At 33.2% G+C, this 13679-nt stretch carries 14 protein-coding genes; 5 read left to right on the top strand and 9 right to left on the bottom strand.

Going from position 1 to position 13679, the window contains the following annotated elements:
- The coding region (locus FPG59_RS08480) for an RNA polymerase sigma factor (protein ID WP_254906669.1) at positions 1–581 on the top strand (581 nt) is incomplete at its 5' end.
- 236 nt (positions 582–817) lie between these two features.
- On the opposite strand, the gene nth is transcribed toward FPG59_RS08480, so the two are convergent.
- Positions 818–1480 (bottom strand): endonuclease III, encoded by a 663-nt coding sequence (gene nth, locus FPG59_RS08475; protein WP_086454182.1) that lies wholly within the window; start codon positions 1478–1480, stop codon positions 818–820.
- 84 nt (positions 1481–1564) lie between these two features.
- Between nth and bcp the strand changes: the two genes are divergently transcribed.
- Entirely contained in the window at positions 1565–2017 is a 453-nt protein-coding gene (gene bcp, locus FPG59_RS08470) for a thioredoxin-dependent thiol peroxidase (RefSeq protein ID WP_086454181.1), read from the top strand.
- Positions 2018–2109: 92 nt separating this feature from the next.
- Here the strand turns inward: bcp and FPG59_RS08465 are convergent, their stop codons facing one another.
- A complete protein-coding gene (locus FPG59_RS08465) occupies positions 2110–3570 on the bottom strand; it encodes a TonB-dependent receptor (RefSeq protein ID WP_176330720.1) in 1461 nt (486 codons plus the stop codon).
- 90 nt (positions 3571–3660) lie between these two features.
- Here FPG59_RS08465 and FPG59_RS08460 point away from each other — a divergent pair, with 90 nt between their 5' ends.
- Positions 3661–4425 (top strand): MBL fold metallo-hydrolase, encoded by a 765-nt coding sequence (locus FPG59_RS08460; protein ID WP_086454179.1) that lies wholly within the window; start codon positions 3661–3663, stop codon positions 4423–4425.
- 11 nt (positions 4426–4436) lie between these two features.
- The gene (locus tag FPG59_RS08455) at positions 4437–4937 is read left to right on the top strand and encodes a hypothetical protein (protein WP_086454178.1); all 501 of its coding nucleotides are present in this window, start codon (positions 4437–4439) and stop codon (positions 4935–4937) included.
- 45 nt (positions 4938–4982) lie between these two features.
- Here the strand turns inward: FPG59_RS08455 and FPG59_RS08450 are convergent, their stop codons facing one another.
- Genes FPG59_RS08450 through FPG59_RS08435 form a run of 4 tightly spaced genes read right to left on the bottom strand, consistent with a single transcriptional unit; the run spans position 4983 to position 9170 of the window.
- Positions 4983–5630, bottom strand: a complete 648-nt coding sequence (locus tag FPG59_RS08450; RefSeq protein ID WP_086454184.1) for an alpha/beta hydrolase — start codon at positions 5628–5630, stop codon at positions 4983–4985.
- Positions 5631–5635: 5 nt separating this feature from the next.
- On the bottom strand, positions 5636–5965 hold the full coding sequence (locus FPG59_RS08445; RefSeq protein WP_086454177.1) for a hypothetical protein: 330 nt from the start codon (positions 5963–5965) through the stop codon (positions 5636–5638).
- Between the two features lie 3 nt (positions 5966–5968).
- Positions 5969–7222: a dihydroorotase family protein gene (locus tag FPG59_RS08440; protein ID WP_086454176.1), complete on the bottom strand. Its 1254-nt coding sequence runs from the start codon at positions 7220–7222 to the stop codon at positions 5969–5971.
- 16 nt (positions 7223–7238) lie between these two features.
- Positions 7239–9170 (bottom strand): BatA and WFA domain-containing protein, encoded by a 1932-nt coding sequence (locus tag FPG59_RS08435; protein WP_086454183.1) that lies wholly within the window; start codon positions 9168–9170, stop codon positions 7239–7241.
- 180 nt (positions 9171–9350) lie between these two features.
- Between FPG59_RS08435 and FPG59_RS08430 the strand changes: the two genes are divergently transcribed.
- Positions 9351–10466 (top strand): lactonase family protein, encoded by a 1116-nt coding sequence (locus FPG59_RS08430; RefSeq protein WP_086454175.1) that lies wholly within the window; start codon positions 9351–9353, stop codon positions 10464–10466.
- 47 nt (positions 10467–10513) lie between these two features.
- On the opposite strand, the gene FPG59_RS08425 is transcribed toward FPG59_RS08430, so the two are convergent.
- The 3 genes from FPG59_RS08425 to FPG59_RS08415 form a co-directional block, all read right to left on the bottom strand.
- Positions 10514–11863, bottom strand: coding sequence for a DEAD/DEAH box helicase (locus tag FPG59_RS08425; protein WP_086454174.1), 1350 nt, complete (start codon positions 11861–11863; stop codon positions 10514–10516).
- 109 nt (positions 11864–11972) lie between these two features.
- Positions 11973–12737, bottom strand: coding sequence for a TIGR02757 family protein (locus tag FPG59_RS08420; protein WP_086454173.1), 765 nt, complete (start codon positions 12735–12737; stop codon positions 11973–11975).
- A gap of 151 nt (positions 12738–12888) precedes the next feature.
- Positions 12889–13572, bottom strand: coding sequence for an ABC transporter ATP-binding protein (locus tag FPG59_RS08415; protein ID WP_086454172.1), 684 nt, complete (start codon positions 13570–13572; stop codon positions 12889–12891).
- Between the last annotated feature and the right edge of the window lie 107 nt (positions 13573–13679).

Genomic DNA, 13679 nt, shown 5'->3' with positions numbered 1-13679 from the left:
TTAATATACAACTCAACGATGCACTTTTAGTAAAAGAATATGTATCTGGAAACGAGGATGCATTAGCAAAACTAATTAAAAGGCACGAGTCTAAAATCTACGGTTTTATTTATTCTAAAATTCCCGATAGAGATATCACGAATGATATTTTTCAAGATACTTTTATTAAAGTAATTAATACTCTAAAGTCTAATTCCTATAATGAGGAAGGCAAGTTTTTGCCATGGGTAATGCGAATTGCTCACAATTTGATTGTAGATCATTTTAGAAAATCAAAAAAAATGCCTTTGTATAGAGAAACGGAGGAGTTTTCTATTTTTTCAATCATGTCTGATGATTCACTATCTATTGAAAATAAAATAATCGCAGATCAAGTACAAATTGATATAAAAAAAATTATTGAAGAGCTACCTGCTGATCAAAAAGAGGTATTAATTATGCGCATGTATCAAGATATGAGTTTCAAGGAAATATCCGAGATAACTGGTGTTAGCATCAATACTGCCCTTGGAAGAATGCGTTATGCTTTACTTAATTTGAGAAAAGTTATAGACAAATATCAAATTGTTTTAACTACGTAATACTATACCTCTAATTCTTACGTTATTATTTAAAATAAAAGCGTGGAATTTATGGCAAAATTATACTCAAAAAAGGCAAATGCCTTACCTTTAATGAAACCTAAAAAAGAAATTATTTCTTTTTTGCTTAGTTATTCAAAAGCTCTCACTGTCATTAAGATAGAAAATAGGTGCTATGAAATTGTATCTAATTAATTGTAGATTTAATGTAAGTTTTAAAAAGTAAAACCACTAATTTATAGTGGTTTTACTTTTTTTTGATATTCGTTGATTACCTTTTTTCTACCAATAGTTTTGGTGATAATATCTTTTTCTAAATCACAACCTCTTGCTGGCGAGTATTCTCTTCCGTACCAAATAATTTGTAGGTGCAGGTCGTTCCATGTTTCTTCAGGAAAGATACGTTTCGCATCTTTTTCTGTTTGAACAACATTTTTACCATTCGTTAAATTCCAGCGGTACATTAATCTGTGAATGTGCGTATCTACAGGAAATGCAGGTACTCCAAAAGCTTGTGACATGACCACACTGGCCGTTTTATGGCCTACAGCAGGAAGTTCTTCTAGAAATTCAAAACTTTGTGGGACTTCGCCGTTATGTTTTTCTATTAGAATTTGTGACAATCCGTGAATTCCTTTGGATTTCATTGGCGATAAGCCGCAGGGTCTTATGATTTCTTTAATCTCTTCTACACTCATTTTTACCATATCATAGGGATTATCTGCTTTGGCAAAAAGTATTGGGGTTATTTGATTTACCCGTACATCAGTACATTGAGCAGACAATAAAACAGCTATCAATAAGGTATAAGGATCTTTATGATCCAGCGGTATGGGAATTGTAGGGTACAATTCTTTTAACGTATTTATAACAAAAGTTACGCGTTCCTGTTTGGTCATTATTCCTAAATTTGGATTGTAAAGAAAATCATTTCTAATTGTAAATGCAACTTACAAACCATTTCACTATTAAATATTATTACAATGACAACATTAACTAAAGGGGATAAAGCTCCAGATTTTATAGGTTTTGATCAAGACGGTAAAAAACATCAATTAGCAGATTATGCGGGTAAAAAGCTAGTTGTTTTTTTCTATCCAAAAGCAAATACGCCAGGGTGTACAGCTGAAGCTTGTGATTTGAGAGATAATTTTGAACGCTTTCAATCTAATAATTACGCATTATTAGGAGTGAGTGCTGATAGTGCTAAGGCTCAAGCCAAGTTTAAAGACAAATATGAATTTCCTTTCCCGTTACTTTCTGATGAAGATAAATCAGTTATTCAATCTTTTGGAGTTTGGGGACCAAAAAAGTTTATGGGTAAAGAATACGATGGAATTCACAGAACTACTTTTGTTATTAACGAAGAAGGTTTTATTGATGAGGTTATATCTGATGTGAAAACCAAAGTACATGCTGCTCAAATCTTAAAATAATACAATTTAGGATCAAGTAGTTTCATCAAAATAAAAAATCCAGTATTCAAGATTGTATTCTTGTGAACTGGATTTTTCATTTGTTACTAAAATTAATTACTTTCGTTTAAGATTTTTTGAGGAGAATAACCAAATAATTGGTGCTCTTTAATGATTTCAGCAATACCTGACGGCAACATACTTTCCCATCCTGGTTTACCGTGGTTGATCATATTAAGAACTTCTCGAGAAAACACATTTAAGATTGTAGGATCATAATCATCAATATCAACTACTTTTCCATTGAATTTAAAGAATTTGTAGAGTTCTTTCATTCGTGGATGTACCTTCAAGTTGTCAGAGTTAATTATTTCACCGTTTTCTCCTATCATTGGATACAAGAAAACTTTCATATCGCGATAGAATAATTTCCCAAAAGCTTCAAGAATTCCTCCGCTTAAATGGCGATAGTATTTTTCGTCAAAAATATCGATTAAGTTATTAACTCCTAATGCTAGACCCATTCGAGCCTTAGTATAATTAGCAAAGTATTCTACAACTTTATAATATTCTTGGAAATTAGAGATCATAACTGTTTGTCCTAGTGAACATAAAAGCTCAGCACGATCCATGAAATCCCTTTCGTTGATCTCCCCATCAGAACGTAAATTAGATAATGTGATTTCAAAAACAACGAGTGTATTGTCTTTATCTACTTTGTTTTCATTCAAAAACATTTTCAAAGACTTTTCATACATGTCCATATTTACCTTGGTCACAGGACGAAAACTTCCTCTAAAAGCAAGTATGTTTTTTTTGTATAAAATGGCTGCTGGAAGAATGTTTTTACCATCAGGGTTAAACATCACGGCATCTGTCATGCCATTTTTCACAAGTTGTAAACTCATCAATCTGTTGTCTACATCTGCAAATCGAGGTCCAGAGAAATTTATGGTATCAATTTCAAGTTGGTCTTTATCCAAGTGATCGTATAAATAACGAAGCAATCTTTTAGGATCATTGTATTTATAAAAAGCACTATAAATTAAGTTTACCCCTAGTATTCCTAAGGTTTCTTGTTGCAATCTTACATCTGTTTCTTTAAAACGAATGTGAAGTATAATTTCATTGTAATCTTCATCAGGTTCAATTTGGTAGCTAATTCCTACCCATCCGTGGCCTTTAAATTGTTTAGCAAAATCTATTGTGGCAACCGTGTTGGCGTAACTAAAAAACATTTTATTAGGATGTTTTTCACGACTCAACCTTTGTTCGATAAGGTTTACTTCATGCGAAAGCATTTTTTTTAACCTACTCTCTGTTACATACCTACCGTCCGATTCTACACCGTAAACGGCATCACTAAAGTCTTTATCATAAGCAGACATGGCTTTTGCAATTGTTCCAGAAGAACCACCAGATCTAAAAAAATGTCTTACAGTTTCCTGTCCAGCTCCAATTTCAGCAAATGTCCCATAAATATTTTCGTTCAAATTGATACGAAGTGCTTTGTCTTTTATTGATGGGATTTGTTCGATGATTTTATCACCTTTTAATTTTATCTCTGTATCCATTTTTTTAATTCCTAATATGTTACAAAGTTAATGAAATAGCTTATTATAGAAAGATAATTAACCCTATTTTTGCAAATAAAATCTATTGAATTGAAAGTATATTTTTTAGGAACGGGAACCTCTCAAGGCATTCCCGTTATAGGTAGTAACCATCCGGTGTGTAAGAGTACTGATTTTAAAGACAAAAGGTTGCGAGTATCAGTTTGGATATCGTGGGATGACTATTCTTTCGTTATTGATTGTGGTCCTGACTTTAGGCAGCAAATGCTAGTGTCTAATTGTCAAAAAGTAGATGCTATTTTGTTTACTCACGAGCATGCAGATCATACATCAGGACTTGATGACATTAGACCTTTTAATTTTAAACAAGGAGAGATTCCTATTTATGCTCATACACGAGTAATTAATAATCTTAAGGAGCGTTTTGCTTATGTTTTTGAAACCATCAATAAATACCCAGGAGCACCTTCTGTAAAAACGATAGAGGTCATCAATAATCAGCCTTTTGAACTGGGTGAAAAAATGATCGTACCTGTTGATGTACTTCATGGGAGTTTGCAGGTTTTTGGTTATCGAATTGATGATTTTGCCTATTTAACAGATGTGAAAACAATCAGCAACGAGGAGGTTTTAAAATTGAAAAATTTGAAAGTTTTAGTGATCAATGCCTTGCGAGAAGAGCCGCATGATACACATTTCAATTTGAAAGAAGCTTTAGATTTCATAAATTTGGTGCAACCAGAAAAAGCATATCTCACACACATTAGTCATGTATTGGGCTTTCATGAAGAGGTAGAAAAACATCTTCCTGAGAACGTGTATCTTGCTTATGATAATTTGGAAATTATAATTTAATTAAACTAAAAATGAAAAAATCATTCTTATTGTATTTGACTATTCTCGCAGTTTTATCTACTATTTTTACGTATATGTTCTTGAGTAAAGAGGTTGCATTTGAACAAAAACGTTACGATAAAACGACTAAAAAATTGAGAGATAGCATTGCATTATTGTCAAATGAGTTGCAAAGTGCTAATTACTTTTCATTAGAAAAAAATGAAAATGCACAAAATTATTTTGAATCTGGGTCGAATGATAAAATGATTCAATATGAAAAATTAATTCCATTTGTCACTGAAAAACTTTTGGATTTTAATGCCAACCCAAAAGGGAATCCTTATACAGGTCAAGATCAAATAGGGGCAAATAAGTTTATCATTAACAAAGTGAAAATTTTAAATCACCGATGGATTATTGCTGATTATAGCGATGGAGAAATTTGGGGAGAAGTTTTGCTGAAATACTTTGTGAATGATGATGAAAGCATTTCATTTGAAGTAAATCAATCTTTCTTATATCAGAAATAATAAAAAAGTCGCAGTTGAAATTAAATTTAACTGCGACTTTTTTATTTAATTTTCAAGTAACCAATTCTTGAAATCATAAAAGTTTTGTGGTGCTACACCATGTCCCACAGGATATTCTTTGTAGGTAGTGTTAATGTCTAAAGTTTCCATTACAGATGGTGTTTTTCTTGCCCAATCAATAGGTATTACTTGATCAACGGTTCCATGTGATGCAAATATTTTCAAAGTATCAAAATTGTTTTTTTGATGACCTTCTTTAATAATCTCTGGGTTGAAATACCCGCTCATAGCAACGATTTTCTGTACTTTTTCGGGGTAGGATAAGCCAACAGCGTAGCTTAAAATTGCTCCTTGGCTAAAGCCAATTAAGGCAATATTTTGCGGATCAACAGGGTATGTTAAAGCTAATTCGTCTATAAATTGAACAATAAGATCTCTAGATATTCTGGCTTGATCGTGATCTGAAAATTTATTCTCATCAGCATCAAAATTAATTGCGTACCAAGCGTAGCTTCCGTATTGCATGTCATACGGAGCTCTAGCCGAAATTACATAATACTGCTCCGGAAGTTCTTCGGCAAATGAAAATAAATCAGCTTCATTACTTCCATAACCATGTAGGAGTAACAAAAGTGGGTTTTTGTCTAAAATTATTTTGGGTTCTCTTATTTTGTATTCAAGTGATAATGCCATTGTTTTTAAGATATATTTGAAAGCCATTTTTGATAATACGTACCTAACAGCGGTACTGGTCTTGTTTCTCCTTTTATTGCGCTTGTAATTCCATAAGACCACAATACAAATGTAAAGATCCACATGGGTGCTGAGATCATTAAACTATCAAAGTTACTTATGATCAAACCGAGTGAAATAAAAGTTAGTGTGATTCCTAATCCTTGCCTGATATGAAATGATGCAAATTCATTTTTATCTTCGGAATTCATGGACATGGCTATAAAAACACCAATTCCTAAAATGTAGCTTGTTATAGCGGCTGTTTTACCAGATTCTATATTTGATGTATTCATCTTCTACGCTAAAATTAATTGATCTTGATTGATAATTCCGTACACTTTTCCTTGTATTTCAGTTCCCAGAAAAGCTGAATTTTTTGATTTTGATAAAATAGATGATTTGCTAAAAACACTTTTAAAATCAGGATTGAACAGTGTAAGATTTGCTTTTGCACCTTTTGCAATAATTTCTTCGGGTATACCAAACGTTTTTTTACCAGAAGTTAATTTGTCGATAACTACGTCAAGTGGTAAAACGGTCATTAGGGCACCAAAACAACTTTCAAGGCCAATAGTACCATTTTTTGCTCCATCAAATTCCATTTTTTTATGTTCAATATCTATCGGATTATGATCGGTAGTAATCATATCTATTGTTCCATCAAGGACTCCATTGAGTAAAGCTTGACGGTCGCTTTCGGTTCGTAATGGTGGTGTAACTTTAAAGCGGGTATCAAATTCTTGTAGTTTTTCGTCAGTGAGTACTAAGTGGTGTACAGCAACACTACAACTGACCTGAAGGCCTTTTAATTTAGCGGCTTTAACTAATGTTATAGATTTTTCAGTAGATAAAGTAGGTAGGTGTAATTTTCCTCCTGTGTACTCTAGTAAATATAAATTTCTAACAGTGTGAATTTCTTCGGCTAGATTTGGAATTCCTTTTAACCCAAGTTGAGTTGATATAATTCCTTCATTTGCAACTCCATTACCTTTAATATGTTCATCCTGTGAAAAAGCAATTATCAATCCATCAAAGTCTTGAACGTATTGCAATGCAATTTTTAGTAAATTGGCATTTTCGGTACTTTTATTATAATCACCAAAGGCTACTGCGCCCGCATTTTTCATATCATATAATTCGGCAATATCTTTTCCTGCGCTTTCTTTTGTCATAGCGCCTATAGGATAGAGTTGAGTAGCAGTTTGATTTGCTTTGCTTTTTACAAAATGTATTTGGGATTGATTGTCAATTACAGGATAGGAGTTGGGTTGTAAAGCAATGCTTGTAAATCCGCTTTTTGCCGCTACTTGCAGTCCGTTAAGTATGGTTTCTCGATCCTCAAAACCGGGTTCTCCAAGAGAAACACTGCTGTCAAACCAGCCTTGCGAGAGATGTAAATTATCTAGTTTAATTTCTTGAACTTGATCTGGATTTTCAAGATTAGTTCCTATTTCTTGAATGTATCCATCTACAATTAAAAGATCTGAAATGGTGTTATGAAATGAACTTTTTGGGTCAATAATTTTTGCATCTCGGATAATTAATTTCATATTTAAGGAACTTTTTTTATGATTTGACAAATTTGAGAATTGCCATTTCTAAGAGTAGAAATAGTAGTGCAAATATAACAAACCATTTCCAAATTTGGTTATCGGTTCGGTTTGTTTGTAAAGCATTAAAGAATGATGTAATGGATGATTCTTGGTTCAAATCAGCTAGTACGTTATCATTGTTTTTAATTAAATCACTCTCTGATCTTGCGTAGTTGAAACTGAGATTTTCAATCCATTCTTTTTTGGAGAAAACACTAAAATTTCCGGCTTGTTTTGGGTAACCATTAAAAGTCATTTTAACCTTAGTACTCAAGATTTGTTGAATGGGAATAAATTGCTCTTCGGTTCCTTTAATGGTTACAATAGCGTCTTTTTGTAAAGCTGAATCTGTAATGTGAGGTGAACTACTTCCTATGGTATATGCAATAACTCCGTTATTTTGATTGTTAATCACCATTTTATAAAACGTAGGTACAATCAATGGCGACTGCTGAAAATTAGAATTTTCAAGATTTAAAGGTGCTGCAAATACGGCTACTGTGGCTACCGAGTTTGTTATGGAGGTAAGAAAAGGACTCTGGTCTTCATAAGATAATGCTGCGGGACTCGAACTACTTAAAGGATAGGATATTTTGGTCTTTGGATATTGAAAATTGGTTATTTTTGATTCGAATACATTATTGAAAATGGGATGATTAAAGTTGATTTTAGTAATTTGCTTTTCCGTTTGTTCTAATGGACTGTATGAAAGTGAACCAAAATTTTTGAAAAATGAATTGTACGTTTCGATTGAACTTTCTGATGACGGTATTACAACAACGTGTCCGCCCTTTGACACAAACGATTTTAAAGTAGTTGCTAAGGCTTGCGGTATTTCATTCAATTCATTTAAAATAATAGCATCCTGCTGCTCTATACTGTTGTAATCCAGTGTGCTTAAAGAATAGTTCTTAAACACAAATTCATCAGGAGTGTAAATTCGGGTTAAGAAATTACTTTTTAATGGATCTCCTACACTAATTACATTTGCTTTTTTATTTTTCGAAATGCTAAAATAAAGGATGTTATCATAAGCAAGACCATTGTCTTGAATAGATATATATCCATGAAATGATTTTTTTGGGATGGTAAAAGTGATATTTTTTTTCTTGCTGTCTAGGTCAACAGTAGTTTTTGCAATTAATTTATTGTTGTCAAAAATGGAAATGGGAACACCAAGAAATTTATCGCCATAGCCAGTGACTTGCACCGTAATTTCATAGAAATTTTCGACCGTTTTACTTATGAACACGCTATCTACAGATGCGTTGTTTTTTTGTTCCGCTTCTGAAAGTATGAATAAAGGATTGATATTTTGATCGCTAGATTTTACCTGTTTTTCGGTTATTGATAATCCATCTGTAAGGACTACTACATCTTTATTATACGGGGATTTATGAGCTTTTACCTTTGCTAGAATGTTATCTAAATTGAATGACTCAGAACTGTATTTTAAATTTTGCAAATTACTTCGAACTGATTTTATATCGGTGTTCCAAAAGTTTTCAGAATTTGTTAATAATGAAAATGTAGTATTTTCTGGTGTTTCTTCAAGCAGTTCTTGAACAGCTCTTTTTAATAGTTCGCCTTTCTTTCCTTTAGCCTGCATGCTGTAGGAATTATCTAAAATAATGAACAGTTCATTGTTTTTATTTTTACTGTCTTTTGAGGAAAAAAAAGGTTGAGCAAAAGCAATAATAATACATGTCAATAGTAATAATCTGCAGGTTAAAAGAAGCCACTTTTTTATTTTAGAGCTTTTTCTAGTTTGAATGGTGAGTGCCTTTAAAAACCGAACATTCGTAAAAAGTTCCGTTTTAAACCTTCGCAACTGAAAAAGATGAACCAATATAGGTATGAGTAAAAGGAATAAAAAATATAAAACTTCAGGGTGCTTAAAATGCATACTGTGATGGTATTGACTAGAATGTGTTAAAACTTCAATGGATTTCATTGCTTATAATGGAATCAAAAATACAAATTTGTTGACAGTTTATCAGCACGTTTCGTAAATTTTGAGTAATAAATAATTTTACATTTGCGTGTATTTAATCTTTATTTTAGCCTTATTGCAAATTTTTACACAATGAAAAAATCTTTAGTTTTCTTGATACTCCTTGTTTTTAGTGTTACGGTCAAAGCACAGAATAAAAAAATCAATTTATTAATTGGAACTTATACTCAAAATTGCGACAGTAAAGGCATTTATGTTTATGACTTTGATACTTCAAATGGAGATTTCATTTACAAAAACGCAACTGATAAGACAGTTAATCCAAGTTTTTTAACAGTATCCAGTCAAAATAATTTTGTGTATTCTGTGAATGAATTTGGAAAAGAAAGTACAATTAGTGCTTTTAATTACAATGCTTCCAGTGGTGCTATTCAGTTTTTAAATAAGCAAAGTGCTATGGGTGCTGATCCGTGCTATATTATTAACGATAACAAAAACGTCATTGTAGCAAATTATTCTGGAGGTTCGATCAGTGTTTTAGAAAAAAATAGTGACGGTACGCTCCAAAAAGCCAAACAAGTCATTCAACACTACGGAAAAGGTTTGAATCCCAAACGCCAAGAAGCACCTCATGTGCACATGGTCTCTTTTTCACCGGATAAAAAATTTATTTTGGCTAATGACATGGGAAATGACAGGATTTATTCCTACAGTTATGATCCGCTTTTAAAAACTGATGTGCTACAAATAAAAGATAGCATCTCCGTAACAGCAGGAAGTGGACCACGGCATTTAACTTTTAGTAAAAATGGCAAATTAGTTTACGTTCTGCAAGAGCTTAGTGGTATGATTACAGTGTACAGTTATAAAGAGGGTAAACTAGTTAAAAGAGATGAAACGTCTATATTAGCAGGAGGTTTCAAAGGAAATTTTACAGCTGCAGATATTCATTTTTCTCCTGATGGAAAGTTTTTATATGCTACTAATCGTGGCGATGCCAATACCATTTCAATTTTTGAAGTCAATACTAATGGAACGCTCCAATTAGTGGAGCATGTTTCAACATTAGGAAAAGGGCCTCGTAATTTTGCAATAGATCCTACTGGAGCTTTTTTACTTGTTGCGCATCAATATTCAAATGATGTAATTATATTTAAAAGAAATAAAAAAACAGGCACGCTAAGCAATACTGGTAAAAAAATAGAATTGTGTGCGCCTGTTTGTCTTGTTTTTACTGATAATAAGTAAATGTATTATACTAAAAAGGGCTGTTCTAGCAGCCCTTTTTAAGTAATTTATTTCTTATCTTTTCGTTTCTTATCTCTGGTCTTCAACATGTTTCTATTAACAGATCCGTGAGTTTTTTTCTTAGTTACTCCAGGTCCTCCAAGATTTACTTTTTTATTTTTCTTGCTTTTTTCCTGAAAAGCACCATCACCGGCTAGTTTTTGTTTTTTCATCAAAAACTTAATAGGTTGTCTTTCTTTCTCAGGCTCAATTAATTTTGAGGATACTTCAACTGTTTCTGGGAAATCTTCAATAGTAAGCTCCATATCCATCAGGAGTTCTATCTCAATTTTAAACTCCTCTTCGCGCGGAGCAATTAAACTGATTGCAGTACCTGTAGCATCTGCACGACCAGTTCTACCTATACGGTGCATGTACAATTCCGGCAATTCGGGTATTTCAAAATTGACCACATGTGTTATATTAGAGATATCTAAACCTCTTGCCATAATATCTGTTGTAATCAAACCTCTTAAGTTTCCTTCTTGAAAAGAGGCCATAGTACTCAAACGATAATTTTGTGATTTATTAGAGTGTATGACACCAAATTGTCCATCAAAATCTTCTTCTATGCGATCATGTAGTAAATCGGATATTTTCTTGTTATTCACAAAAACAAGAACGCGACTCATATCTGGCGTGGTAGATAATAAGTGTTTTAATAAATTAACTTTCGTGTTAAAATTAGGAACGTTGTAGGTGATTTGTGTAATGTTTTCTAACGGAGTTCCTGATGCAGATAATGTAACTTCTTCTGGATAATCAAAGAAATCATTCAAAATAGCATCTACTTCATCAGTCATGGTGGCTGAAAAAAGAATGTTCTGACGTTTTTTTGGCATCATTGCCAAAATTGCAGTAAGTTGGGTTCTAAAACCTAGATTAAGCATTTCATCAAACTCATCAATTACGAGTTTTTGCATTTCCTCAAATCGGATTACGTTATCCAATGTTAAATCCATTATTCGGCCGGGTGTTCCAACTAATATGTCGCAACCTTGGTAAACGGTAGTTTTTTGTGTATTGATGTTTACACCACCAAAAATACCAATAGTACGAACCGACATGTATTTTGTCAATTTTTCAACCTCTTCCACCACTTGCACTACAAGTTCGCGCGTAGGTACTAGGATTACTATTTTAGGAGTATGTCCAGGAGTAAATTTGTATAATTTGAGTAAAGGAAGTAGGTAAGCAAATGTTTTACCAGTTCCCGTTTGCGCAATTCCCATCATATCTCTACCAGACATGATTACTGAGAACGTTTTTGCTTGAATAGGGGTAGGTGTTGTAAATCCTAAATCATCGATCGCTTTCTGTACGGATTTAGGAAGATTGAATTGCTCAAAAGTAGTCATTTGCTTTAATTTTTTGCAAAGATAGTCTTTTTGAAAGTAATCAAGCAAATGTGCTAATTTACAGTCTTTTTGTTATTGATAAAGATAAAATAGCGCCTTGGGAAATGTTTTAAAAACCTTCAAAAACGCCTAGTCCAAATAAGGCAAAATCATACTTTACAGGATCTTGTGCGTCAAATTCGCGAAGTTTAGCGTCTAATTCTGCTAGGGCTTTTCCATCATTTTGTTTTCTAGTAAGCAATCCCAGTTTTCTAGCCACATTACCAGAGTGCACATCAAGCGGGCAAGATAAGGAAGCCGTTGAGATGTTTTTCCAGATGCCCAGATCAACGCCAGTTTTATCATTTCGAACCATCCACCTTAAATACATGTTGATTCTTTTTGCTGCCGAATTGTTCAAAGGATCTGAAACGTGTTTTTGAGTTCGAGCGAGATGAGGGATAGAAAAAAAAATTTTTTTAAATTCAGAAATGCTATTTTGCATCGAATGAGGTTCTTGATTTTTGGCAAAAACCGTTTCTAGTCCACCGTGTTGGGAATAGATGTTTTGTAAAGATTGGATGAATCCAATAAAATCTTGACCATTAAAAGTACGATGAACAAATGTATGTAATCGTTCTAAATCAGCTGGATTGTGTGACATCACAAAATCATAAGGTGCATTACCCATTAAGTCCAGCATGCGATGCGAATTTTGTATGATCATTTTACGATTCCCCCACGCAATGGTTGCACTAAGAAAACCAGCAATTTCAACATCTTCTTTTTGTGAATAAAGATGCGGAATTTGAACAGGATCACTTTCTATGAAATCTAAGGTGTTGTATTGTAAAACTTTGTCGTCTAGAAAATCTTTTAATTCTGTTGTAGTCATTATAAAGAAGGAAAGGTATAATAAGAAAGAGTGTGTTTGTAACGGCTGTTCATAGCCCAGATAGGAACGGCATCTCCCGATTTTAAAAAACAAGGCTTTTTCGGCCGTAGTTTTTATAATCGGGAATACAGTGGATAGCTGGAAAAAGCTCCTAATTACTAATCAAACCATCCACCATGACTAGTTTTCTATCGGCCATATTAGCGAGTTCTTCATTATGGGTTACAATCACAAATGTTTGTCCGAATTCATCTCTTAGTTTAAAGAAAAGCTGATGTAAATTCTCTGCTGATGTGGTGTCAAGGTTTCCTGAGGGCTCATCTGCAAAAATAACCGCTGGTTTGTTGATTAGTGCTCGTGCCACGGCTACGCGTTGCTGCTCTCCACCCGAAAGTTCATTTGGTTTATGATTTATGCGGTGCGAAAGGCCCAAATAGTCTAATAATTTTTTTGCCTCTTGCTCTGTTTCGCCTTTTGGTTTGTTGGCAATAAAGGCTGGAATGCAAACATTTTCAAGTGCAGTAAATTCAGGAAGTAGTTGGTGAAACTGAAATATGAATCCTAAATTTAAATTTCTGAAAGTAGATAAAACTTTGTCATTCATGGTCAAAATGTCTTGACCATTGATGAATAAGGAGGTTGTTGTTTTTTGAATATCTGTGTTGGGTAGCGAACTGGGTTTGTCTAAGGTACCTAAAATTTGTAAGAGTGTTGTTTTTCCTGCTCCCGATGACCCTACAATAGATACAATTTCTCCTTTTTTAATATGCAAATCAACTCCTTTGAGTACATGTAGTTTATCGTAGTATTTATGTATATTTTTGACTTCAATCATTTTATTCTGTTTTTACAAAGAAACAAAGATTTTAAGGATTATGAATTGGAAGTCATTAATTTTTCAGTTTGACAAACTATAAACTTTAGTTAAGAATAGGTCTAGGG

It is taken from the genome of Flavobacterium sp. FPG59, from assembly GCF_002150205.1.
Lineage (GTDB): Bacteria > Bacteroidota > Bacteroidia > Flavobacteriales > Flavobacteriaceae > Flavobacterium.
This window is presented reverse-complemented; position numbering and strand designations above follow the sequence as displayed.

Coding starts and splice junctions, on each gene's coding strand:
- FPG59_RS08455 (WP_086454178.1), top strand. CDS start 4,437: ATGAAAAAATCATTCTTATTGTATTTGACTATTCTCGCAGTTTTATCT.
- FPG59_RS08425 (WP_086454174.1), bottom strand. CDS start 11,863: ATGACTACTTTTGAGCAATTCAATCTTCCTAAATCCGTACAGAAAGCG.
- nth (WP_086454182.1), bottom strand. CDS start 1,480: ATGACCAAACAGGAACGCGTAACTTTTGTTATAAATACGTTAAAAGAA.
- FPG59_RS08420 (WP_086454173.1), bottom strand. CDS start 12,737: ATGACTACAACAGAATTAAAAGATTTTCTAGACGACAAAGTTTTACAA.
- FPG59_RS08435 (WP_086454183.1), bottom strand. CDS start 9,170: ATGCATTTTAAGCACCCTGAAGTTTTATATTTTTTATTCCTTTTACTC.
- FPG59_RS08465 (WP_176330720.1), bottom strand. CDS start 3,570: ATGGATACAGAGATAAAATTAAAAGGTGATAAAATCATCGAACAAATC.
- bcp (WP_086454181.1), top strand. CDS start 1,565: ATGACAACATTAACTAAAGGGGATAAAGCTCCAGATTTTATAGGTTTT.
- FPG59_RS08445 (WP_086454177.1), bottom strand. CDS start 5,965: ATGAATACATCAAATATAGAATCTGGTAAAACAGCCGCTATAACAAGC.
- FPG59_RS08415 (WP_086454172.1), bottom strand. CDS start 13,572: ATGATTGAAGTCAAAAATATACATAAATACTACGATAAACTACATGTA.
- FPG59_RS08440 (WP_086454176.1), bottom strand. CDS start 7,222: ATGAAATTAATTATCCGAGATGCAAAAATTATTGACCCAAAAAGTTCA.
- FPG59_RS08450 (WP_086454184.1), bottom strand. CDS start 5,630: ATGGCATTATCACTTGAATACAAAATAAGAGAACCCAAAATAATTTTA.
- FPG59_RS08430 (WP_086454175.1), top strand. CDS start 9,351: ATGAAAAAATCTTTAGTTTTCTTGATACTCCTTGTTTTTAGTGTTACG.